The organism is Pseudomonas syringae pv. tomato str. DC3000, assembly GCF_000007805.1.
Classification (GTDB): Bacteria; Pseudomonadota; Gammaproteobacteria; order Pseudomonadales; family Pseudomonadaceae; genus Aquipseudomonas; species Aquipseudomonas avellanae.
This window is the reverse complement of record NC_004578.1, coordinates 1447379-1467289: the sequence shown is the minus strand read 5'-3', so window position 1 is coordinate 1467289 and position 19911 is coordinate 1447379. Positions and strand designations below refer to the sequence as shown.

Annotated in this window: 19 protein-coding genes and 1 pseudogene; 6 read left to right on the top strand and 14 right to left on the bottom strand. The window is 57.6% G+C overall.

All coding sequences use genetic code 11. The annotated features are described in order from the left end of the window. Window positions 1–20: 20 nt before the first annotated feature. Entirely contained in the window at window positions 21–329 is a 309-nt protein-coding gene (locus PSPTO_RS07030; RefSeq protein WP_010204178.1) for an ArsR/SmtB family transcription factor, read from the bottom strand. A 161-nt stretch (window positions 330–490) separates the two neighbouring features. Here PSPTO_RS07030 and PSPTO_RS07025 point away from each other — a divergent pair, with 161 nt between their 5' ends. The 3 genes from PSPTO_RS07025 (at window position 491) to PSPTO_RS07015 (ending at window position 4199) form a co-directional block, all read left to right on the top strand. Beyond that, window positions 491–1282, top strand: coding sequence for a transporter substrate-binding domain-containing protein (locus tag PSPTO_RS07025; RefSeq protein ID WP_011103511.1), 792 nt, complete (start codon window positions 491–493; stop codon window positions 1280–1282). 119 nt (window positions 1283–1401) lie between these two features. Further along, complete coding sequence (locus tag PSPTO_RS07020; RefSeq protein WP_011103510.1) at window positions 1402–3054, top strand: methyl-accepting chemotaxis protein; 1653 nt, start codon at window positions 1402–1404, stop codon at window positions 3052–3054. Between the two features lie 149 nt (window positions 3055–3203). After that, the gene (locus tag PSPTO_RS07015) at window positions 3204–4199 is read left to right on the top strand and encodes a hypothetical protein (protein ID WP_011103509.1); all 996 of its coding nucleotides are present in this window, start codon (window positions 3204–3206) and stop codon (window positions 4197–4199) included. 63 nt (window positions 4200–4262) lie between these two features. Here the strand turns inward: PSPTO_RS07015 and PSPTO_RS07010 are convergent, their stop codons facing one another. From PSPTO_RS07010 to PSPTO_RS06970, 9 genes are all read right to left on the bottom strand, one after another. Then, window positions 4263–5282 carry a branched-chain amino acid aminotransferase gene (locus tag PSPTO_RS07010; protein ID WP_011103508.1) on the bottom strand — a complete coding sequence of 340 codons (1020 nt, stop codon included), beginning with the start codon at window positions 5280–5282 and terminating at the stop codon, window positions 4263–4265. A gap of 139 nt (window positions 5283–5421) precedes the next feature. Continuing rightward, window positions 5422–6063 (bottom strand): CatB-related O-acetyltransferase, encoded by a 642-nt coding sequence (locus PSPTO_RS07005; protein ID WP_032640254.1) that lies wholly within the window; start codon window positions 6061–6063, stop codon window positions 5422–5424. Between the two features lie 43 nt (window positions 6064–6106). Further along, complete coding sequence (locus tag PSPTO_RS07000) at window positions 6107–6991, bottom strand: glycosyltransferase family 2 protein (protein WP_005764019.1); 885 nt, start codon at window positions 6989–6991, stop codon at window positions 6107–6109. A 257-nt stretch (window positions 6992–7248) separates the two neighbouring features. Next, window positions 7249–8136 carry a heme o synthase gene (cyoE, locus tag PSPTO_RS06995; protein WP_003375846.1) on the bottom strand — a complete coding sequence of 296 codons (888 nt, stop codon included), beginning with the start codon at window positions 8134–8136 and terminating at the stop codon, window positions 7249–7251. 10 nt (window positions 8137–8146) lie between these two features. Next, window positions 8147–8479, bottom strand: a complete 333-nt coding sequence (gene cyoD / locus PSPTO_RS06990) for a cytochrome o ubiquinol oxidase subunit IV (RefSeq protein WP_003375849.1) — start codon at window positions 8477–8479, stop codon at window positions 8147–8149. After that, the gene (locus tag PSPTO_RS06985; RefSeq protein ID WP_005615570.1) at window positions 8479–9111 is read right to left on the bottom strand and encodes a cytochrome o ubiquinol oxidase subunit III; all 633 of its coding nucleotides are present in this window, start codon (window positions 9109–9111) and stop codon (window positions 8479–8481) included. The genes cyoD and PSPTO_RS06985 overlap by 1 nt, the downstream gene beginning before the upstream one ends. A 3-nt stretch (window positions 9112–9114) precedes the next feature. Continuing rightward, complete coding sequence (gene cyoB / locus PSPTO_RS06980) at window positions 9115–11127, bottom strand: cytochrome o ubiquinol oxidase subunit I (protein ID WP_007244877.1); 2013 nt, start codon at window positions 11125–11127, stop codon at window positions 9115–9117. A 3-nt stretch (window positions 11128–11130) separates the two neighbouring features. After that, window positions 11131–12072, bottom strand: coding sequence for a ubiquinol oxidase subunit II (gene cyoA / locus PSPTO_RS06975; protein WP_005764024.1), 942 nt, complete (start codon window positions 12070–12072; stop codon window positions 11131–11133). 465 nt (window positions 12073–12537) lie between these two features. Further along, entirely contained in the window at window positions 12538–13047 is a 510-nt protein-coding gene (locus PSPTO_RS06970) for a disulfide bond formation protein B (protein WP_005764026.1), read from the bottom strand. A 642-nt stretch (window positions 13048–13689) separates the two neighbouring features. Here PSPTO_RS06970 and PSPTO_RS06965 point away from each other — a divergent pair. The 3 genes from PSPTO_RS06965 to PSPTO_RS06955 all read left to right on the top strand — a co-directional run bounded on the left by PSPTO_RS06965 (window position 13690) and on the right by PSPTO_RS06955 (window position 15989). Continuing rightward, window positions 13690–14586: a chemotaxis protein gene (locus PSPTO_RS06965; RefSeq protein WP_003375857.1), complete on the top strand. Its 897-nt coding sequence runs from the start codon at window positions 13690–13692 to the stop codon at window positions 14584–14586. A gap of 62 nt (window positions 14587–14648) precedes the next feature. Further along, the gene (locus PSPTO_RS06960; RefSeq protein ID WP_007244879.1) at window positions 14649–15122 is read left to right on the top strand and encodes a GNAT family N-acetyltransferase; all 474 of its coding nucleotides are present in this window, start codon (window positions 14649–14651) and stop codon (window positions 15120–15122) included. Between the two features lie 114 nt (window positions 15123–15236). Beyond that, window positions 15237–15989, top strand: coding sequence for a YkgJ family cysteine cluster protein (locus tag PSPTO_RS06955; RefSeq protein WP_005764030.1), 753 nt, complete (start codon window positions 15237–15239; stop codon window positions 15987–15989). A 17-nt stretch (window positions 15990–16006) separates the two neighbouring features. On the opposite strand, the gene PSPTO_RS06950 is transcribed toward PSPTO_RS06955, so the two are convergent. From PSPTO_RS06950 to PSPTO_RS06935, 4 genes and pseudogenes are all read right to left on the bottom strand, one after another. Beyond that, window positions 16007–16231, bottom strand: a complete 225-nt coding sequence (locus PSPTO_RS06950; protein ID WP_003375863.1) for a hypothetical protein — start codon at window positions 16229–16231, stop codon at window positions 16007–16009. Between the two features lie 110 nt (window positions 16232–16341). Beyond that, entirely contained in the window at window positions 16342–17340 is a 999-nt protein-coding gene (locus tag PSPTO_RS06945) for a fimbrial protein (protein ID WP_007244881.1), read from the bottom strand. Between the two features lies 1 nt (window position 17341). After that, a complete protein-coding gene (locus PSPTO_RS06940; protein WP_010208763.1) occupies window positions 17342–18124 on the bottom strand; it encodes a fimbrial biogenesis chaperone in 783 nt (260 codons plus the stop codon). Then, a pseudogene (locus PSPTO_RS06935) lies at window positions 18121–19902 on the bottom strand (fimbria/pilus outer membrane usher protein); the annotation flags it as partial. The gene PSPTO_RS06940 and the pseudogene PSPTO_RS06935, both read right to left, overlap by 4 nt. Between the last annotated feature and the right edge of the window lie 9 nt (window positions 19903–19911).

The window sequence follows — 19911 nt, the reverse complement described above, 5'->3', positions numbered from 1 at the left end:
ACGAAATGTATAAATAAAACTTACAACTCTTTCTTGAGCCGATCCGCGAACCGGTCGATGGCTTGCTCGTCACGGCGGAAGTACGTCCACTTGCCAATCCTCGTCGCCTGCACCAGCCCGGCACGCTGCAGGATGGCCAGATGCGCGGACGCCGTGGAAGCCGACAGATTGGCCTTGGCCTGAATATGTGACACACACACCCCTATCGCCGGATCACCGTGGTCCTGGGGAGGAAAATGGGTTAGTGGGTCTTTCAGCCACTCCATGATCAACATGCGAGTGTCATTGCCGACCGCTTTGATTTGCTCAAGAATCATGGGGTGCAACATTACGCCTTTTTACGAAATGTTCAACCCCCATGCAGAAATACACATGGCACAGAACGTGATTGCCGCTTCACATCGGCATGCCGGATAAAGCACTCTGTCGGCACTTATAAAATCCGCTACGCAGTCGCGAGCGCACTTCGTATCAAAGCCAGGACCGTCTCATGATCAATCTGAAATACAGCGTATTTAGCGCCCTGCTTCTGGGCATGGCAGCGATGGCTCAGGCCCAGGAATCAGCGTCGCATCTGGACAAGGTATTGCAGACAGGTCAGTTGGCGGTCTGCACCACAGGCGACTACAAACCCTACTCCCTGCTGCGCGAAGACGGTGAACACGAAGGAATTGATATCACTATGGCCCGCTCGCTGGCCAAGAGCCTGGGCGCGACTGTGCAATGGGTGCCTACCACCTGGAAAACCCTGCTGCCGGATATGGTTGCCGGTAAATGCGACATTGGCATGGGCGGCATTTCGGTCAGTCTGGAACGCCAGAAGAAAGCCTTTTTCAGCAGTACGCTGGATGTCGATGGCAAGATCCCGCTGGTCCGCTGTGAAGATCAGGCCTTGTATCAGACTGTCGAGCAGATCAATCAACCGTCAGTGCGCCTGATAGAACCGGCCGGTGGCACCAACGAGGCGTTCGCACGCGCCCATCTGCCCAATGCGTCTCTGGCGTTTCACGATAACAAGACCATCTTTCAGGAGTTGCTGGACAAGAAAGCCGACGTAATGATCACCGATGCTTCCGAAGCACTTTATCAGCAGAAACGCATGCCCGGCCTGTGCGCAGTCAACCCGACCCATTACATGCAATACGGCGAGAAAGCTTACCTGCTGCCACGCGATGACGTGACCTGGAAAAGCTACGTGGACCAATGGCTGCATCTGAGCAAGGCCACCGGTGAATATCAAAAGGCGTTGGGAGAGTGGCTGGCAGTGCCGACACAACTGTAAAAAGCATATCATTTTGCCATTATTTAAAGCTTGGGTCGGGGACGCCGATAGTGTTTGAACCTGTGATGCATTTCGCACGGCTTCTGATTCTGTAAGCGCAAACCTATAGGGAAACCCTCATGTCCCAGACCCAAGCGGCCCATGCTGGCCTCACCGTAAAACAGCGATTGATGGCCTCGACCTTCGCCATCATCGTCGCGTTTGTAGCGCTATCGGTTTTCATGATCCATACACTCAAGACATCGACCGAGAACGTCGACGCGCTCTATAACCGGGATTTCCTGGCAACCGAGGCGGTGAACAATATCGACGGCGCGCTGACCCGCGTGGACATCAACATTCTGCGCATGATCGCCATCGGCAATCCGGAGCAGACCGCCGGCTGGAAGAATGAGAACGAAGCCGCTTTCGCCAAACTCGATGAACTGACCGTGCAGCTCGGCAAGAACACCGCTGAAACGCTGGATGTTACGCTCACTCAGCAGTTGCAGCGCGATTACGCAAAGCTGCGTGACGGCATGCGCCATCAGACAAGCGTTATCCAGACGGGTGATATCGCCGCCGCCGCCACTATCAACCGTACCGAGGTCAAACCGTTTGCCGAGCAGGTGTTCAAGACCCTGCAGACCCTGCGCGAGCAAGGCAAGCAACATGCTGGCGAGCGTTTTGAGGCGCAGGAAGGCAGCGCCAACCAGGCCAGCAAACTGGCCATCGGCGCCACGCTGGTGATTGCGATACTGGGTGTTATGGTAACGCTGCTGACCATACGCAGCATTCTGGCGGCCATTGGTGGCGAACCCTCAAAAGTGGCCACTATCACGCGCACCATCGCCAAGGGCGACTTGAGTAGCACCATCAAGGTCAATGCCGATGACAACACCAGCGTCGCTGCTGCCGTGGTTGCCATGCAGACCCAACTGCGCGACACCCTGCAGCAGATTTCAAATTCGGCAACCCAACTGGCCGCCGCTGCCGAAGAGATGACGGCCATCACCGAAGACGGCGTTCAAGGCATCCAGCGACAGAACAACGAGATTGACCAGGCCGCAACGGCTGTCAATGAAATGACCAGCGCAGTGGAAGAAGTCGCTCGTAACGCCGAACACACCGCACGCTCGTCAAGCAATGCGACCAGCGCGGCGCAGGCCGGTCTGGGGCTGGTCAAGAAAACCGCCAGCGCGATCAACACCATGAGCACCGACGTACAAAAAACGGCCACCTTGATTGGCGAGCTGGCAGGTCAGTCGCGCGACATCGGCAAGGTGCTGGATGTGATTCGTGGTCTGGCCGAGCAGACCAACCTGCTGGCCCTCAACGCCGCGATCGAAGCCGCTCGCGCAGGTGAAGCCGGACGCGGGTTTGCCGTGGTGGCGGACGAAGTTCGTGCTCTGGCTCACAGAACCCAGCAATCAACCAGCGAAATCGAACGTCTGGTGACCAACATCCAGAGCGGCACTGAGCGGGCTGTGGGCTCGATGCGTGGCAATACCGAACTGGCCAGCGAAACGCTCGTTATCGCCGAGGGCGCCAATGACTCTCTGACCGCCATCAGCGCGGCGGTGAGCGAGATCAACGACCTCAATCTGGTCATTGCCAGCGCCGCGCAACAGCAGGCGCACGTGGCACGGGAAGTGGATCGCAACCTGGTCAACATCCGTGACTTGTCTGCGCAATCCTCATCGGGCGCGCAGCAAACCAGCAGTGCAAGCCGTGAGCTGTCGACATTGGCGCTGAATCTGAACAATATCGTCGGGCGCTTCCGCCTGTCCTGATCCGACACGCACTCTGCACGCTGCCACAGCGCGCAGAGTCCGCCCCTTCCGTCCTTTTCTGGCCAATCTGCACGTCTGCCTACATATTTTGTTGCAAGCCCCTCGCGCCTGAAATAGCGTGGTGTCCTGGACGAACAAGGACGGCCCGCATGAAGCCCAGCAAGCCCATCACCCGCGCATTCTGCGTCGAATTACAACAAGAGTTGTCGATTGCCGCTGCCCGCCGCGAGTACTTTTCCCAGGAACCGCCACGCAAGCGCTTCGAGTTTCTCTGCTCCAACGAAGCTTGCAGAGCGCTGGGCGCTAAAGTGACAGGGGTTCGCTACGACGTGAAGCCACAGGACAACCCGACCTTTGTCGCTGCGCATTTTCGCGCCAACCCGCATCACGATCATCATCCGGACTGTGAGTGGGTGGATGAGAGCGCAGATGAAAAGCCGGACATCCCGGTTGAAGAAACCGATGTTCAGACGCGCCTGCGCCAGGCCAAGCGTAAGCTGGATGATTACATCGACATATTCGACCCAACGCTCAAAGCACCGAGCAAAGAGAAATCCGGGGAAGAAAAAGCCGGTGCAGGCAACCCACAGCCCCCCGTCAGCCAGCCATTGACCGAGCCCGCGACACCCAGGGCCGCTCGCTACAGCGAAACCCGCACCAACAACCTGGAGCGCCTGGTAGACAGCTATCGACAGGCCAAGGCCGAGTTGTCACTGGACGATTTCAAGCTGTTGAAACTGAGAATTCCCGGCCAGGGCGAAGTCGCGTTGCGCTCGTATTTTCGCCATATCAAATTCGCCAAATCGGGCGACAACGGCCGCGTACTGTTTGGCGGCGGGCTGATAGAACAACGCTACGGGCAGGGCTTCAAATTCAAATTCTTCGACCGCCTCGACGGCAAACTGGTGACCCTCTACGTATCACCTGCGCAAATGCAGGCCTACCGCTCCAGCCGCTACATCAGCGAACTGCTCAGCCATGCGGATGAGGTAAAGTTCTTCACGGTGTACGCACTGGGCACCGTCACCCAAAGCCCGTCAGGCAAGAGCTACAGCGTCGAGGTCGATGACCTGCGGCACCTGGCAATTGTGCTGGGGCCAGCGAAAGAGCTGGTTGAAGAAGGGAAGGCTGCGGGGGGTGAGTGATGCTCATGCCCTGATAAAACGCATGCCAATGCAGAACATTGGCATGCGAACAGCGGGTTTTTATCAGACCTTGACGATCCAGCCGGCGGGCGGCTCGATGTCACCGGATTGCACACCGGTCAGTTCCTTGTACAGACGCTGGGTAACCGGGCCGACGTCGGTCTGGCTGTAGAACACGTGCAGGTTGTCCTGGTAGGAAATGCCGCCGATCGGGGTGATCACTGCAGCGGTGCCGCACGCGCCGGCTTCCTTGAATGTGTCGAGCTGGTCGATGAACACATCGCCCTCCTCGACCGTCAGGCCCAAACGGTTTTTTGCCAGTTCGATCAGCGACAGGCGGGTAATGCCTGGCAACACTGATGGCGATTTAGGCGTCAGGAACACATCGTCGCTGGTGATGGCGAAGAAGTTGGCCGAACCCACTTCCTCGATTTTGGAATGAGTCTGCGGGTCGAGGTAGATACAGTCCGCGAAGCTGTGTTTCTTGGCTTCCGAACCCGGCATCAGGCTGGCGGCATAGTTGCCACCGACCTTGGCAGCACCGGTGCCGTTGGGCGCAGCACGGTCGTAACCGGAGATCACGAAGTTGTTCGGCTTCAGGCCGCCCTTGAAATAAGCACCAACCGGAATGCAGAAGATCGAGAAGATAAACTCTGGCGCAGTCCGCACGCCGATGTTGTCACCCACTCCGATCACGAACGGGCGCAGGTACAGCGCGCCGCCGGAGCCATACGGCGGGATGAAACGCTCGTTGGCCTTGACGACCTGCTTGCAGGCCTCGATGAACACGTCGGTGGGTACATGGGGCATCAGCAGACGGGAACAGCTGCGCTGCATACGCTGTGCGTTCTGGTCGGGACGGAACAGGTTGATCGAGCCGTCCTTGCAGCGATAGGCCTTCAGGCCTTCAAAGCACTGTTGACCGTAATGCAGCGCGGTCGAACCTTCGCTGATGTGCAGCGTGTTGTCTTCAGTCAGCGAGCCCTGATCCCAGGCACCGTCGCGCCAATGAGACAGATAGCGTTTGTCAGTCTTGATATAGTCAAAACCCAGAGTGTCCCAGTTGATGCTTTCTTGACTCATAACGCCCTCTATCATTTTAGCGACTGCCTGGACGAGTCAGGCCAATGCCTTATTCTGCCAGATCATTCAGGCTCTGAGGCTTGAAATAAATGCAAACTGACAGGGCGTTTCTGAAGCAACGCAATACACAGGCGTCACGTCAGTTGGCCGGCTGCTTCACCGATGCCTGACGCTGGCGAATATAGGCAAGGAAGGCGTCCATGTCGGAACTGCACAAGGTTCTCGCGACGGACTTGACCTCTTCCATGGGCCAATCCCACCAGGCGGCCCGCAGCAAGAGGTCGCGAACATCCTCTTCAAAACGCCAGCGGATGAACTTGCAGGGGTTGCCGCCCACGACTGAATAAGGGGCCACATCACGCACAACCATTGCACCGGCACCGACAATGGCGCCATGACCAATTGTGACGCCCGACACAATCACAGCGTTGGCGCAGATCCAGCAGTCGCTGCCAATGACGACATCGCCTTTGCTGGGGGCGTAATCCTGGATATCGGAAACTTGCTCAACCATCGCAGGAAACGGATAGGTCGTGATCCAGTCGGTGCGATGCTCCCCGCCTAGCAGAATCTTCACGCCTTCGGCGATAGAAGTGTACGAACCGACTCGCAGTATCGAGTTGTCACCAAAGTCGACTATATCCGGTATGCCGTAGGTCCCTACACCTACAACAGCACGCGGGTATTTCAATCTGATCTTTTCGGCATGCCGTTCCAGCTTGTCCATTTTGCGCAACTGCCTGCGCACTTTCCTTGTTTTCAAAAGCTCGATAAATTTCATGACGACCTTGAATCAAATTGATTTCCGAACGGCACTGCCTTGCTCACCTATAGCTGAGGAGCAAGCGCTTGCAGCGCCGCAGGGTCGTTAGATTGGCGTATCTCAACGGGATGGAGCGCAGCAGGCTCCATGCATAGCGTTTATCGGCGACCGTCGCGTATTTTAGCGCCTTGTTGACGAGCAACGTACGCCCCCGCTGATATTCGCGATGATTGCGGTAGGGCTCGATGCTTTTCAGGTCGGCGTCCAGCAAGACCTTGTACTTGCGTGAAAGGTTGTTCGGGTGACGGCGATAGCGCGTCACGACCTCTGGAATGACATGAATCTGGTAACCCAGATAGGCAATTCTCAACGTCGCCTGGAAATCCTGAACCTTGATTGTCGGGTCGTAGCCATTCGCGTCGCGCATGGCCTTCATCCGGTACAGCGCCACCGGCGCTCCGACCACCACCGCGCCACGCAACACGTCGTCGAATGTCAGCCGCTCTATGTAATCACGCGACTGGCATTTGATCCTCTTGCCGTCACAGTCCATGTAGCTGATCAGCGCACCGACGCAGCCGACTTCGGGGTGCTTGTCCAGATACTCCGCACGGATACGCACTGAAGACGCAAGCATGATGTCATCGAGATCCGGCGTGGAGAGATAAACGCCTTTGGCATACTGAAGACCATGATTGAGAGCAGCGCTGACCCCTTGGTTGGCCTGACGATAAAGCTGGAACGGGTAACGCTCCTGCAAGGACTCAAGCATCGCGATGCTGTTGTCGGTCGAGCCATCGTCAACGATGATGACCTCGAAATGCTCGTAGTCCTGAGCAAAGATGCTCTGAATCGCAGCGTCGAGGAAACGCTCGGCGTTGTAGCAAGGGGCCACGATCGAAACCAAGGGTTTGGGCGTGAGGCTCTGATTTTCTGAAGGCATCATGGGTGACAGCCATAATCATGATCGGCCCTGGAGGGCTCGGAGACCGGGATATCCATAACAGGTCGTTCGAAAAACCGGCACATCATGCAATAAACAGCCCGGATTTTCTACGGCAGGTCACAAACGCCCTGTAACGAGGCATATCTGGCCGCTAAAAACCCGCCGCTATCGACGATTTAGTCATTGAGTGTAGATTTGCATCCGAAAAAAAACCCCGTCCTTCGCAGAACGGGGTTTTCGATGTGTATCAGGAGAAGTCAGAAGGCGTACGTCACCAACAACTCTTTTGTCACCTGAAAGTCCACCGACATCATTACGCTCAGGGCAGTGATGGTGAAGATGGAGAACACGAACAGCTTGCGAGCCCAGACCGTATCGTCAACGGCCTTATAGCCCTTCCAGGCCATGTACAACCAGTACATGCCCATGCCTGCTGCAACAGCCAGGTAGTTGAGGCCCGCATAACCACCTACGGTCAACATCAGGGTCGCCACGAGGAACGCCAGGATGTAGAGCAGGATGTGGCGCTTGGTGACCAGAATGCCGCGCTGAACCGGTAGAACTGGAATCTTCGCCGCACGATAGTCATTGAAACGGAAGATGGCGATTGCATACGAATGCGGCATCTGCCACAGGCTGAACATCACCAGTAGCGTCAGGGCCGCAAAGTCGAAGCTGTTGCTCACTGCGCAGTAGCCGATAACCGGAGGCATTGCCCCCGACAGGCTGCCAACGAGCGTGCCATGAACGGATCTGCGCTTGAGGTACAGGCTGTAGAAGCCGACGTAGATCACAAACCCGATCACTGCAAACAGTGCAGCCAGTGGATTGGCCTCGGTGTACAGCAGGGCGACACCTGCAATACCCAACAGGGTGGCGTAGAGCAGGGCCAGTTTCAGTGAAACCAGACCCTGCACCAGGACCCGGTTACGGGTCCTTTCCATTCGCTGATCGATATCGCGATCGATGCAGTTGTTGAACACGCAACCGGACGCAACGACCAGGGAAGTACCGATTACCGCAGCGAGGAACACGCCGAAGTCGATATTTCCCTTGGAAGCCAGAAAAAAGCCACCTGCCACCGAAAGCACGTTACCGAAAATGATCCCCGGCTTGGTGATTTGGATAAAGTGCTTCAGTGACATCTGGGATTCCTCAATGCGCCATCATTTCGCGGTGGACACTGAAAATGATCCACAGCGACAGGCCGACCAGCAGGACAATAACCATCGTGGTAAAGGCGAAGGCCATCACGTTGTTGCGCTGCACACTCGTGAAATCCAGGTGCAGGAAGTAATGCAGATGCACGAGGATCTGGATGATCGCGAAGACCAGGACGATCGCAATCGTCATGTCTTTGGGCAACATGGGCGACATCACCAGGGCAAACGGAATGGCGGTCAGAATGACCGACAGTACGAAACCGATGATGTACGACTTCACGGAGCCATGACTATTGTCTTCAGCGGAGTGATGCGAATTTGACATTACAAAGCTCCCATCAGATAGACAACGGTGAACACGCCGATCCAGACAACGTCCAGGAAGTGCCAGAACAGACTCAGGCAGCTCAGGCGCGTCTTGTTGGTGTTGGTCAGGCCCTTCTTCTGGACCTGGAACATCATGATCGCCATCCAGATCAGACCGCTGGTCACGTGGACGCCGTGGAGACCGACCAGCGCAAAGAACGCTGAGAGGAAACCACTGCGGCTCGGACCGTAGCCTTCGTGGATCAGGTGATGGAATTCATAGATTTCCATACCGATAAACGCAGCACCACACAGGAAGGTCAGTGCCAGCCAGCCCAGCACCTGACTCTTCTTGCCCTTGTACAGCGCCAGCATGGCGAAGCCGTACGTGATACTACTGACCAGCAGGAACGCGGTTTCCACGGCCACGAATGGCAGCAGGAAGATGTCCTGGCCCGACGGGCCACCCGCGACGCTGTTGACCATCACGGCGTAGACCGCGAAGAACGAGGCGAACAACACGCAGTCGGTCATCAGGTACAGCCAGAAGCCGTAGACCGTCATGCCACCGCTGTCGTGGTGATCGTCGTGCCCGTGATCATGGTCGTGACCGTGATCGTGGGCTCCGGAGTTAATTGCAGTATTTGACATTGTTTAAACCTGTTCCAGCGAGGACTTGACAGGAGTGTATGCACCGTTGGCCGCCAGGACCTTGTGATGCTCACCTTCAATACGCGCTACATCTTCAGCAGGCACCATGTAGCCCTGGTCGTCACGTACAGCGTGAGCAACGAAGACCGCAATGGTTGCGACCAGGCTCACGCCCACCAGCCACCAGATGTGCCAGATGAATGCGAAGCCGAAGACCGTCAGCAACATGCCCATGTACAGGCCGGTGGCCGTGTTGTTAGGCATGTGGATCGCCGAGTAGCGAGCCGGTACGTTGTACGCGGTGCCAGCACGCTTGGCATCGGTGAACGGGTCGATGTCGTCAGCTTTTGGCAGTTCGGCAAAGTTGTAGAACGGCGGAGGCGAAGAAGTGGACCATTCCAGGGTATGGCCATTCCACGGGTCACCGGTCAGATCGCGATTGCTGTCGCGGTCACGGATACTGACGAACAACTGGATCAGCTGCGAAGCGATACCCATTGCGATCAGCACCGCACCGAACAGCGCGACGTCCAGGTAGATGTTCCACTCTGGCATGTCGGTAGCGTTCAGACGACGGGTCATACCCAGGAAGCCCAGCGCGTACAGCGGCATGAATGCGACGAAGAAGCCGACGATCCAGAACCAGAACGCTGCCTTGCCCCACTTCTCGTTCAGGGTGAAACCGAACGCTTTAGGGAACCAGAACGCGAAGCCGGCGATGTAACCGAAGACCGCACCGCCGATGATGACGTTGTGGAAGTGAGCGATTACGAACAGGCTGTTGTGCAGGACGAAGTCAGCACCTGGAATCGCCAACAGAACGCCGGTCATGCCGCCGATCGAGAAGGTGACCATGAAGCCCAGGGTCCAGAGCACCGGCGCTGTGAAGCGCAGACGACCCTGATACATGGTGAACAGCCAGTTGAACAGCTTCACACCCGTCGGGATGGCAATCAGCATCGTCGCCAGGCCGAAGAAGGCGTTGACGTTGGCACCGGCACCCATCGTGAAGAAGTGGTGCAACCAGACCATGAAGCCAAGGATACAAATCGCACCGGAGGCGAAGATCATCGACTTGTGGCCGAACAGACGCTTGCCGGAGAACGTGGAGATGACTTCCGAGAACACGCCGAATGCCGGCAGGATCAGGATATACACCTCAGGGTGGCCCCACGCCCAGAACAGGTTCACGTACATCATGGGGTTACCACCCATTTCGTTCGTGAAGATGTGGAAGTCCATATAGCGGTCGAGGGTCAGCAGCGCCAGGGTAGCGGTCAGGATCGGGAACGAAGCCACGATCAGGATGTTTGCCCAGGTGCAGGTCCAGGTGAAGATCGGCATGTCCATCAGTTTCATGCCTGGGGTACGCATCTTCAGTACGGTCACGAGGAAGTTGACCCCGGTCAATGTCGTACCTAGCCCGGATAACTGCAGTGCCCAGATGTAGTAGTCGACCCCGACGCCAGGACTGTATTGCAGCCCGGAGAGAGGCGGATACGCGACCCAGCCGGTCTTGGCGAATTCACCGACGCCCAGCGACAGGTTGATCAGCAGCATGCCTGCAACCAGTAGCCAGAAGCTCAGGGAGTTCAGGAACGGGAACGCCACGTCGCGGGCACCGATCTGCAGAGGCAGAACGATGTTCATCAGGCCCGTGAAGAACGGCATCGCCATGAAGATGATCATGATCACACCGTGCGCGGTGAAGATCTGGTCATAGTGCTCAGGCGGAAGGAACCCTTCGGCACCGTTCTGGGCCATCGCCAGTTGGGTACGCATCATGATTGCGTCGGCAAAGCCGCGCAGCAGCATGACCATGGCAACGATGATGTACATCACGCCGATTTTCTTGTGGTCGACAGACGTCAGCCATTCAGACCACAAGTACGTCCACTTGCGGAAATAGGTGATCAACCCGACAACCGCAATGCCGCCGAGCGCAATCATGGCGAGTGTCACCATGACTATCGGCTCGTGGAACGGCACCGCTTCCAGACTTAATTTGCCAAACATCGTTTACTCCTCTGCCCCAGCAGCTGAATTTTTGCCTTTTTCCGCAGCGTCACCGGCCACTTCCTTTTCTTCACCAGCGACGATCTTCTTGCCTGGATTCATACCTTCATACTTGTCGATGACGATCTGGAACAGGTTCGGAGTGACCGAGGAAAAGAGTTCGACAGGGTTACGTTCGCTCGGCTTGATCAGCTCGGCGTACTCGGCGGTGCCAAGCTTTTTAGGTGAATTCTTGACTTCGCTGACCCAGGCATCGAAATCTTCCTGGCTGGTAGCGATGGCCTTGAACTTCATACCGGTAAAGCCCGCGCCACTGTAGTTGGCCGAAATACCGTTGAACTCGTGATTCTCGTTGGCAATAAGATGCAGCTTTGTGTGCATGCCAGCCATTGCGTAGATCTGACCACCCAGACCCGGGATGAAGAAGGAGTTCATCACGCTGTCGGAGGTCACCTGGAAATTGATCGGAGTCTTGGCCGGGAACACGATCTTGTTGACCGTGGCGATGCCGTAGTCCGGGTAGACGAATACCCACTTCCAGTCGACCGAGATCGCCTGAATGGTGATCGGCTTGACGTTCGAATCAAGCGGACGGTAAGGGTCCAGCGAGTGAGTCGAGACGTAAGTGATGTACCCCAGGAAGACCAGCAGCAGCATGGGTACGCCCCAGACTGCGATTTCGATCTTGGTGGAGTGCGACCAGTCCGGCGTGTACTTGGCGGCCTTGTTGGACGCGCGATACTTCCAGGCGAAGATCAGGGTCATCAGGATGACCGGGATCACCACGATAAGCATCAGCAGCGTAGCGATTATGATCAGGTTCCGCTGCTCGATACCCACCTGCCCTTTTGGATCGAGCAGAGGTACGCCTTCGCATCCACTGAGCAAAAGCATACAGAAAAGGGCCAAGAAGCCAAAAAACCTGGGGTACCTTTTTTTACTCATTTCACGACCTCTAAAAAGCAGCTTGCGCGGTGCAGTTGGGTTTCGACCGCCAACACTTCGCCCTGCCAGTGCCGGCTAATTTTTTTAGATTGAACAAGGACCTGCCCCTACACGCAACGGCGTATCGACAAGTCCGGGTTTAGCTATGGATTCTTGTTTTTTGAGTTGCTGGAACTGCTCATGGTTCAGAGCAGACGCTTTCGACGCGGCCATCATACGCCCTCCGAGGCAAGCATTGCGCTGCCTGTTCAGAGTGCACAGGGGACGCTCCAAGCCTCAAAATGCTGATCGTTCAGCCAGGCTGGACGACAAGTGACGGGGATTGTAGATACGTAAATTTTTAATGACTATGCCTAATTTTGTAACAGTTAATCTCCAAATACGTAACAATAGACCTTCAAACGGGTGATTGTGACGAAAAAAAGCCCCGTAATCACGGGGCTATATGATCGAAAGCCCCTGTTTTTAGTAAGGTTTGCGGCGGTTGCGAATGATGCACGCCGGTACCAGAATTGCCGTCAGGACAAACGCTGTCAGTGCCCATTGCGCGAGCGACAGCCCAAGCACCGGCGGATACGGCGTGGTGCAGAACCCGCTGACCTGAAACCCTGTAGGAAACAGTGTAGCCAATGGCAGGCCGTCGACAATGGGTTGCAGGATGTCGATTCCACAGCTATCTGACGGATGGGCAAGAATCCAGGCATGCCGGCCAGCGGCGGCGATACCGCACAGGGCACTGAGGGTTACCAGCGCTTCGAACACCGTGACGCCACGGCGTCCGTTCATGGCTGCGCCGATGAAGGCGAAGATTGCGATGAACAGTAATGCGTAGCGCTGCAGGATGCACAGCGGGCAAGGCGCTTCGCCCAGCGCGATCTGCATGTACAGCGCGCCGCCGATCAGGGACAGGCAGATGATACCCAGCAAAACCAGAAAGCGCTTTTCGCGTTTTAGGTAAAACGTGTCGTTGCTCATTCACATACCTTACTGAATTGATGAGGTGGTTCGCCAAAGGCGTTACTGCGTGCTGGCGAGGCTTGAAAGGCAATGTACTGCCCGGCCGCACAGAATCGTGCGCGATGATCATCTGTCTGGACAGGCAACTCAAGCGTTCGCCAGCCATACGGACGCATTTGCCAGCCGGATGGTCTGCTGCGCAGGACGCACACGATCAGCAGCGCTTCAGCCAGCGGCCAAAATCAAAAACCTTCTATATATAGAGGTGCGTCACTTTGTCGCACCAGCTCTTCTATATATAGCTGCGGTATTTTGCCGCAGGCTGCGTTCTGATCAAAGCGCAGCTGCGTGCGAACACGCGACACAACGTGTGGGAAGCTGGCGAGCGACAATACGTCGCCCCCTGAGCGGTTTGACGCACCCGGAGCCAGACTGCCACTATTGCGCCTGTGCCAGCTCGCTGGTCCGGGCCACAGGCTTGAAGCAACACGGCGCCCTGAAACGATTTCGATGACACCCTCTGGTGAGCCCCGCTTTTTCAGCGTAGCGGCCGACGGTCGGTTAAAAATCCTCAAGCCAGCCCGCCGCAGGTCGATAACCTGTCATAGAAAGTTGTTTGCCGCCTCCAGGCGACGAAACACCTACAGCCAGAAGGTCAATATGTCCAATAACGTCCGAGCAGATTCACTTTCGCTGCTCCTTTTCACGTTGCGCAGCGGCAAGCTGATGGCGATCAACCTGCTCAAGGTCAGCGAGATCATTCCCTGCCCCGCCCTTACCCATCTTCCAGAATCACACCCGCACGTCAAAGGCATCGCGACGTTGCGCGGTTCATCGCTTGCAGTGATCGACCTCAGCCGGGCAATCGGCGAGCGTCCGCTGGCCGATCCCGATGGCGGCTGCCTGATCGTTACCGACGTGAGCCGCTCCAAACAGGGCCTGCATGTTCAGGCGGTCAGCAAGATCGTGCATTGCCTGACCACGGATATTCGTCCGCCGCCTTATGGCTCCAGCAGCAAATCGTTCATCACCGGCGTCACTCAGGTTGACGGCGTGCTGGTGCAGGTGCTGGATATCGAAAAAGTGATTCACGGTATTGCTCCGGCGCAAATCGTCGTGCAATCGACAGAGCTGGCCAAAGAAGACGCCGAGGTGCTGAGCAAGGCGCGGATTCTGGTCGTCGATGATAGCCAGGTTGCTTTGCAACAATCGATCATCACTCTGCGCAATCTGGGCATCGAATGCCACACGGCGCGCAGTGCCCGAGAAGCGATTGACGTGCTGCTTGACCTGCAGGGTACTGCGAGGCAGATCAACGTGGTGGTTTCCGACATCGAGATGTCGGAGATGGACGGCTACGCGCTGACCCGCACACTGCGTGACACACCTGATTTCAGCGACCTTTACATCCTGCTGCACACCTCGCTCGACAGCGCGATGAACAGTGAAAAGTCCCAGATTGCCGGGGCCAACGCTGTGCTGACCAAGTTTTCGTCCCCCGAGTTGACCAAATGCCTGATCGAGGCCGCGCGCACGGTAGTCGCTCAAGGGCTCTGACCCTTGAGCACACCCACCAGCGCCCTGACCCGGGCGATGCATCTGCCGAACATTACTGGTTGATGCGTCGCAGCCTGGCCGAGCCATTGCCCGCTGTGCAATGGCCTGCCGGGGTCAGTCAGCACCCTCTTACCCTCGACCGCGCGGCCGAAGCTCACGATCTGCTGATACAGGGCTATTGCGACGGTGCCGGCAGCGTGCCGGACTATCCGGCCTGGCTGAGCGCATTCGAGCGCGACCCAGAATTCGACTTGTCATTGTGTTTCCTGGCCTTGCGTGACGACGCTGTCGTAGGCGTGATCACTTGCTGGACCAGCGCGTTCATCAAGGATCTGGTCGTGCACCCCGATGCGCGCGCTGGCGGAATTGGCTTCGCGCTGCTCAATCATCTGTTCAGCCAGTTGCGTGGCCCCGTGACCCGACCACGCGAAGCAGCGGTCGACCTGCACGTCATGGAAAACAACCTCACGGCGCGGCGGCTGTACGAGAAATCAGTGATGTCCTACGTCAAGCGCTTCAACGCCCCGGTACGCTGACCCCGTCTGCTGCCCGGACCTGGCTGGCGCACAACTTGCTTTCTGACCTGCATCAGGCCGTAAACGACCAATTTCTGTCGCTCGGCGCGCACTTCTGGACGGGTCATCGAACCAATGGACACCAAGTTTTCCTGTGTGGGTTGCGGCGGTTGCTGCACGGATCACCACGTGCCGCTTACCCTTCTCGAAGCCAGGCAGTGGGCAGCAGACGGCGGCAACGTGATTGTCTTGACCGAGGCATTTCTGAGCAATGGCTATGGGGTTGCGCAAAACCAGCTGACCCATGCCACACGACGCTCGACTGAAGTGAACAGCGGCAGCACAACGGCCTTTGTGGCGATCACTTTCGCGGCTTATAACGTCGGGCGTTGCCGGAATCTTGACGAAGAAAACCTCTGCCGCATTTACGAACGACGCCCGCTCGTGTGCCGGATCTATCCGATGGAGATCAACCCGCACATTCCGTTGCGCCCTGAAACCAAAGGCTGCCCGCCGGAATCCTGGGAACAGGGTCCCGACCTGATCGTTGGCGACACGCTGGTTGATACACAATTGATGAGCCTGATCGAGCAGTCTCGCCAGGCTGATCGCGACGAGATAGCGGCCAAACAGTTGATCTGTCAGCAACTGGGCATTCGCACTACAGCCCTCAAGGGCAACGGTTTCGTCGCGTATCTGCCGGACATGAATGCCTTTGCTGCCGCCATCGAAAACGTCGCGAACCTTGCTGGTGCAGCGCCCGAGAATTCAGACTGGGAGTTTCATGTGGCCGGGCAACACGTTGTCGACACCCTGCAACAGGAGGGTGCCGACGTCACCGACCGAGAGCCGGTGTCTTATCTGTTCATTCCGTTGCAGGCGGCCTGAACGGATCGGTCACCCGATCAGCGCTTGCCCATCGACCGACGCGTACCGGCAGGGGCGACACCTGGCGTCTTGTGATGGCCATGTTTGTTGCCTTTCTGGTGCCAGGCCTGATCCTTTTTGGCCTGAGCAAACTCCGATGGCTTGAACGGAAAGCTGAAAGGCGCAATGACCGCCTTCTTTTCAGTGTCTGCGACGGAGTCGGTTGCGGCGTCTTGAACAGGGGGTTGTTCAGGAGTGGTCATGGTGTCACCAGAAAGTCGAATTGGCCGGGCCAGTGCCCGCGGTCGCGGTCGCGCAGCATACATCAATCGCCGCGCGACTGCCCGAGCCTCCTGTCGAGTGTGTGCGCAGATCATTTATAAAACAGATCCACCGTGATCTCCGCATCGAATGGCCCGGGCCTTGGCTTGTCGGTGTTCCAGTGCAATTCGGCATTGAAGTCCGCACTGGCAGCATTGGTTTCGCCCAACAGCTCCGCCAGATGGAAAGGCTCGTTGTAACGCAATGGCTCACCATTGACCGCGCTGGTGATGAGTATGCCCAACGAATCGTTGGCCACGGGAACGAGCAACTCGCCCTGCAGCGTACCGGTTATCGGCCTGAAACGCGCATCGATGCTGAACGGTGAATCGCACGACCGGCTGGTCTGCAGGGAAAAAGTCTGCGTGGCGATCAATTTGCCGACCACCACCTGGTGGATCGCCACGTCGCCGAATTCCACGGTTTCCGGGCTTACCGTCAGGTCGGCATCGCAGGCCACAAAACGCAGTCCTCTGAGGTTGTTGATCACATAACTGAGGCTACGCCCTGGCACCCGATTCGTGTCTGTTGCGCCGCCCAGCTGAAAAAACCGGTAGTCGAGCAGATCGCTGGCAACGCCCGATGGTGGCGTGGCGCCGAACTTCTGAATGAACACGGAAAACGCCAGAGTGAAGCGCACCTTCGGGCAGTTACCGATGTTGTCCGCGCCTTCATGGCAGATCGGCAGAAAGTTGCCGGTACTGATGCGCCCGCTGCCTTGCAGGTAATCGGCGCCGCGCAGGGTCAGACCGGCACGAATACCCTGGCCAATCACCCGATTGTCCGGGTTCAGGTAGATGAAAATCTCTTCTTCGACCGACTGCAAGCCATCCTTGGAGCACTCGACCTGTACATTCAATGGCTCGGAACGCCAGACGACCTCGCCACTGGGAATCGATTCGGGGATCGCCACAGTGCTGTTCAAATCATCGTGGATCTCGCTTTCGCCAGAACCCTGAGTGGTACAGACCAATGCGAAAACGCAATTCGGGCTCAGCATCAGCAGCACAACAATGGACCGTAGCCAATGTTTGGCAGACAAAAGTTTCATATCAGCATTCTTCCTGAAAGGCGTTGTTCTCCAGCAGGCGCGCCGTCAAGGTCGCCTGCCCGTTAAACCGTGCGCAGTAGCGTCGCTGACCGCCATAGTCGGTCAGGGCCCGGTAAGAAAAACGAGGGTGCAAAGAGGGCATTACGTTCTTGGGTAAAACCCGTTCAACCTGTTCGCCCGGCGCCAGTAACAGTGACTCTGCGACCTGAACACCATCGATGTGCAGTGCTTGCAGCGAAGCGTGATAAGGCGTGGGGTTGTGGACTGTCAGCACCACGCTGGCCGACTGGTTTGAAGTCAACGCCCACAACAATGCACTGGCAGTGTCGGCCGGATCTCCGGCAAGTCCGGGAGGGCGATAGAACACATTGATGCGCTGACGCACAGCAATATTCAGTTGTCGAACGCCGTTCTGGCGGCGGGGCACCTCGAGCACGTACAGATGCAACAACGATTCACGCTCCTGCGGCAAGCCTGCGCCCTGGTACAGCACACGCAGCACCTGCCGGTCGCCAGCCGACAGGCGCGTCAGAGGTGGAGTGACAACAAAGGGCAGCGACCTGCGTTCAGCCGGCAACCTGTCGCCGTCATCACGTGCATCGCTCAGCCAGGTCTGCACGAGTGCCTCGGCCTTGCCGCGATTGCGCACCCCGATACTCACCTCGTGATACCGGCCATCGAAGATCAGCCGCGTTCCACTGAGCGCTATCGCCCCTTGCGCCGCGACGCTGCTTGCCAGAAGCACCACCACCAGCAGCCTGCGCACCTGAACAATCATGTTCATTGGCAGACCACCGTGATTCGCTCGTAGGCACGGGCAGGGTCTCTGGGCGGCAGTACGAATGCAGCCTGACACCGTTGGTCGGACCAGCGCACGCTCAGGCTGCCGCTGTCCCGGTCGCTGAGCACCAGCGCCTGACTGCCAGGATCGACCACCGCCAGCGCCCTGCCCTGCTCATCCTCGACACTGGCACCCAGCGGCACGTTGCTGCCATCGGCGCGCACCAGTTCAAACTGGACGCGCCGCCCCACAGCCGCCTTGAAGCGCACCACCGGCATCGCGCCCCTGCGCGGCACGACCTGGGTAATGGCGTTATCCAGGTCGACATCAGCGCCCAACTGTCGGGTGTCCAGGCTGACCCAGTTGGTCCGATAGGCTTGCGCATACGGCAAAACCGCATAGCCATTGGCTGCGGTTGCAACGTTGGTGTAGGACTTCAAGCGGGCACCGCTGACGTCCGGCACCTGAACCAGGGCGAAGGTTTCACCCAACGTTTGCCCCAGGTTCACGCCACCGGCATGCGCCACCAGCGAACCTGCTGCGGACAGGGTCAACGCGTCGTAGTCCTGACCCTGACTATAACCGGCCTCGAAACGACCGAAACCGGTGGTGGTGTTGATTTTTCCTGCGCCGAAACTGCCGGAGTTGCTGTCGTTGCCGGCCTGAACCGAATAGAACGTATCGCGATCTCCCAGCACCTGACCGTTGAGCCCGGCCTGAGCGTTGTAATCGCCGGAACTGTCGCGCACCGCATTGAACGACAGGCGCGACGAGCCGGGGCTTGATCCGAGCGGCACGGTCACGCTCAAGGCAATGCGATGGTCGGTGCTGGCGTCACCGTCACGCCCGAAATCCTCGTTGCGCTCGATGGACAGGCTGTAATTGACGGTATGCCAGGCGGCGTTATAGGACAGGTAAAGTTGCCGCGTCTTGCCCGGCAGGTTCCAGTAACGCTGCTCGGAAGCGGTCAGGCTCAATGACGCGGCCTGCGCGGGCAGTATCTGAGTGACGCTGAGCTCCAGTCGATCGCGAGCCAGGCCGGTGCTCGTCACTCGCCTCTGTGGGTCGGTGTCGCTGACATGCTGGCTGAGGGTGCGATATTCCTCGGTCGAATAGCGATAACCGGCCACTGCCAGCGTGGTGTCGGTCACGTCCAGCGTATTGGCATAACGCATCCGCAGGCTTTGCCCGCTACGCGATTGTTGGTCCGGTTGGCTGACGGAATGGGTGACGTCCAGCGACACAGCGCCCAGCCCGGTATTGACCCCTGCGCCCATGTTCGCCGCTTGATAATCTTCGGCCAGCTGTACGCCGCCGAACCCGGTGATCCGCTCGGAAAGGCCGTAGATCAAGGCTGCGCTGGTAAAGCCCGGAGAGGCCTGAAGCGCATCGTTGCTGTCTACCTGGCCAATCGCCAGGCTGTAGCGCAGGGATCCTGACGGGACCATGATCGGCAACGAGGCGTAAGCCTGAGTGAAGGAACGTACGCGTCCATCGGCTTCGATGACCGACACCGACAAGTCGCCATTGGAGCCACTGGGGTAGATATCGGTGATTTCAAAAGGCCCGGGGGACACACTGCCGCTGTAAAGCAGAAAGCCGTTCTGACGAACTTCCACCGTCGCGTTGGTTTCAGCGATGCCACGGATGACCGGGGCGTAAGCGCGCTCGCTGTCAGACAGCATGCCGTCGTCAGAAGCCAGCGCCGCCCCCTGAAAACGCACGCTGTCAAAGACCTGCGAGTCGGTAAATGTCTCGCCCACGGTGAACTGGCTTTTAAGGAAACTCTG

What these genes read in the sequence shown, in the direction of transcription:
- PSPTO_RS06950 (WP_003375863.1), bottom strand. Translation starts at nt 16,231, where the DNA reads ATGACCACTCCTGAACAACCCCCTGTTCAAGACGCCGCAACCGACTCC.
- PSPTO_RS06955 (WP_005764030.1), top strand. Translation starts at nt 15,237, where the DNA reads ATGGACACCAAGTTTTCCTGTGTGGGTTGCGGCGGTTGCTGCACGGAT.
- PSPTO_RS07000 (WP_005764019.1), bottom strand. Translation starts at nt 6,991, where the DNA reads ATGATGCCTTCAGAAAATCAGAGCCTCACGCCCAAACCCTTGGTTTCG.
- PSPTO_RS07025 (WP_011103511.1), top strand. Translation starts at nt 491, where the DNA reads ATGATCAATCTGAAATACAGCGTATTTAGCGCCCTGCTTCTGGGCATG.
- PSPTO_RS07020 (WP_011103510.1), top strand. Translation starts at nt 1,402, where the DNA reads ATGTCCCAGACCCAAGCGGCCCATGCTGGCCTCACCGTAAAACAGCGA.
- PSPTO_RS06960 (WP_007244879.1), top strand. Translation starts at nt 14,649, where the DNA reads ATGCGTCGCAGCCTGGCCGAGCCATTGCCCGCTGTGCAATGGCCTGCC.
- PSPTO_RS06970 (WP_005764026.1), bottom strand. Translation starts at nt 13,047, where the DNA reads ATGAGCAACGACACGTTTTACCTAAAACGCGAAAAGCGCTTTCTGGTT.
- PSPTO_RS07010 (WP_011103508.1), bottom strand. Translation starts at nt 5,282, where the DNA reads ATGAGTCAAGAAAGCATCAACTGGGACACTCTGGGTTTTGACTATATC.
- PSPTO_RS07015 (WP_011103509.1), top strand. Translation starts at nt 3,204, where the DNA reads ATGAAGCCCAGCAAGCCCATCACCCGCGCATTCTGCGTCGAATTACAA.
- PSPTO_RS06985 (WP_005615570.1), bottom strand. Translation starts at nt 9,111, where the DNA reads ATGTCAAATACTGCAATTAACTCCGGAGCCCACGATCACGGTCACGAC.
- PSPTO_RS07030 (WP_010204178.1), bottom strand. Translation starts at nt 329, where the DNA reads ATGTTGCACCCCATGATTCTTGAGCAAATCAAAGCGGTCGGCAATGAC.
- cyoE (WP_003375846.1), bottom strand. Translation starts at nt 8,136, where the DNA reads ATGTCACTGAAGCACTTTATCCAAATCACCAAGCCGGGGATCATTTTC.
- cyoB (WP_007244877.1), bottom strand. Translation starts at nt 11,127, where the DNA reads ATGTTTGGCAAATTAAGTCTGGAAGCGGTGCCGTTCCACGAGCCGATA.
- PSPTO_RS06945 (WP_007244881.1), bottom strand. Translation starts at nt 17,340, where the DNA reads ATGAAACTTTTGTCTGCCAAACATTGGCTACGGTCCATTGTTGTGCTG.
- cyoA (WP_005764024.1), bottom strand. Translation starts at nt 12,072, where the DNA reads ATGAGTAAAAAAAGGTACCCCAGGTTTTTTGGCTTCTTGGCCCTTTTC.
- PSPTO_RS06965 (WP_003375857.1), top strand. Translation starts at nt 13,690, where the DNA reads ATGTCCAATAACGTCCGAGCAGATTCACTTTCGCTGCTCCTTTTCACG.
- PSPTO_RS07005 (WP_032640254.1), bottom strand. Translation starts at nt 6,063, where the DNA reads ATGAAATTTATCGAGCTTTTGAAAACAAGGAAAGTGCGCAGGCAGTTG.
- PSPTO_RS06940 (WP_010208763.1), bottom strand. Translation starts at nt 18,124, where the DNA reads ATGAACATGATTGTTCAGGTGCGCAGGCTGCTGGTGGTGGTGCTTCTG.
- cyoD (WP_003375849.1), bottom strand. Translation starts at nt 8,479, where the DNA reads ATGTCAAATTCGCATCACTCCGCTGAAGACAATAGTCATGGCTCCGTG.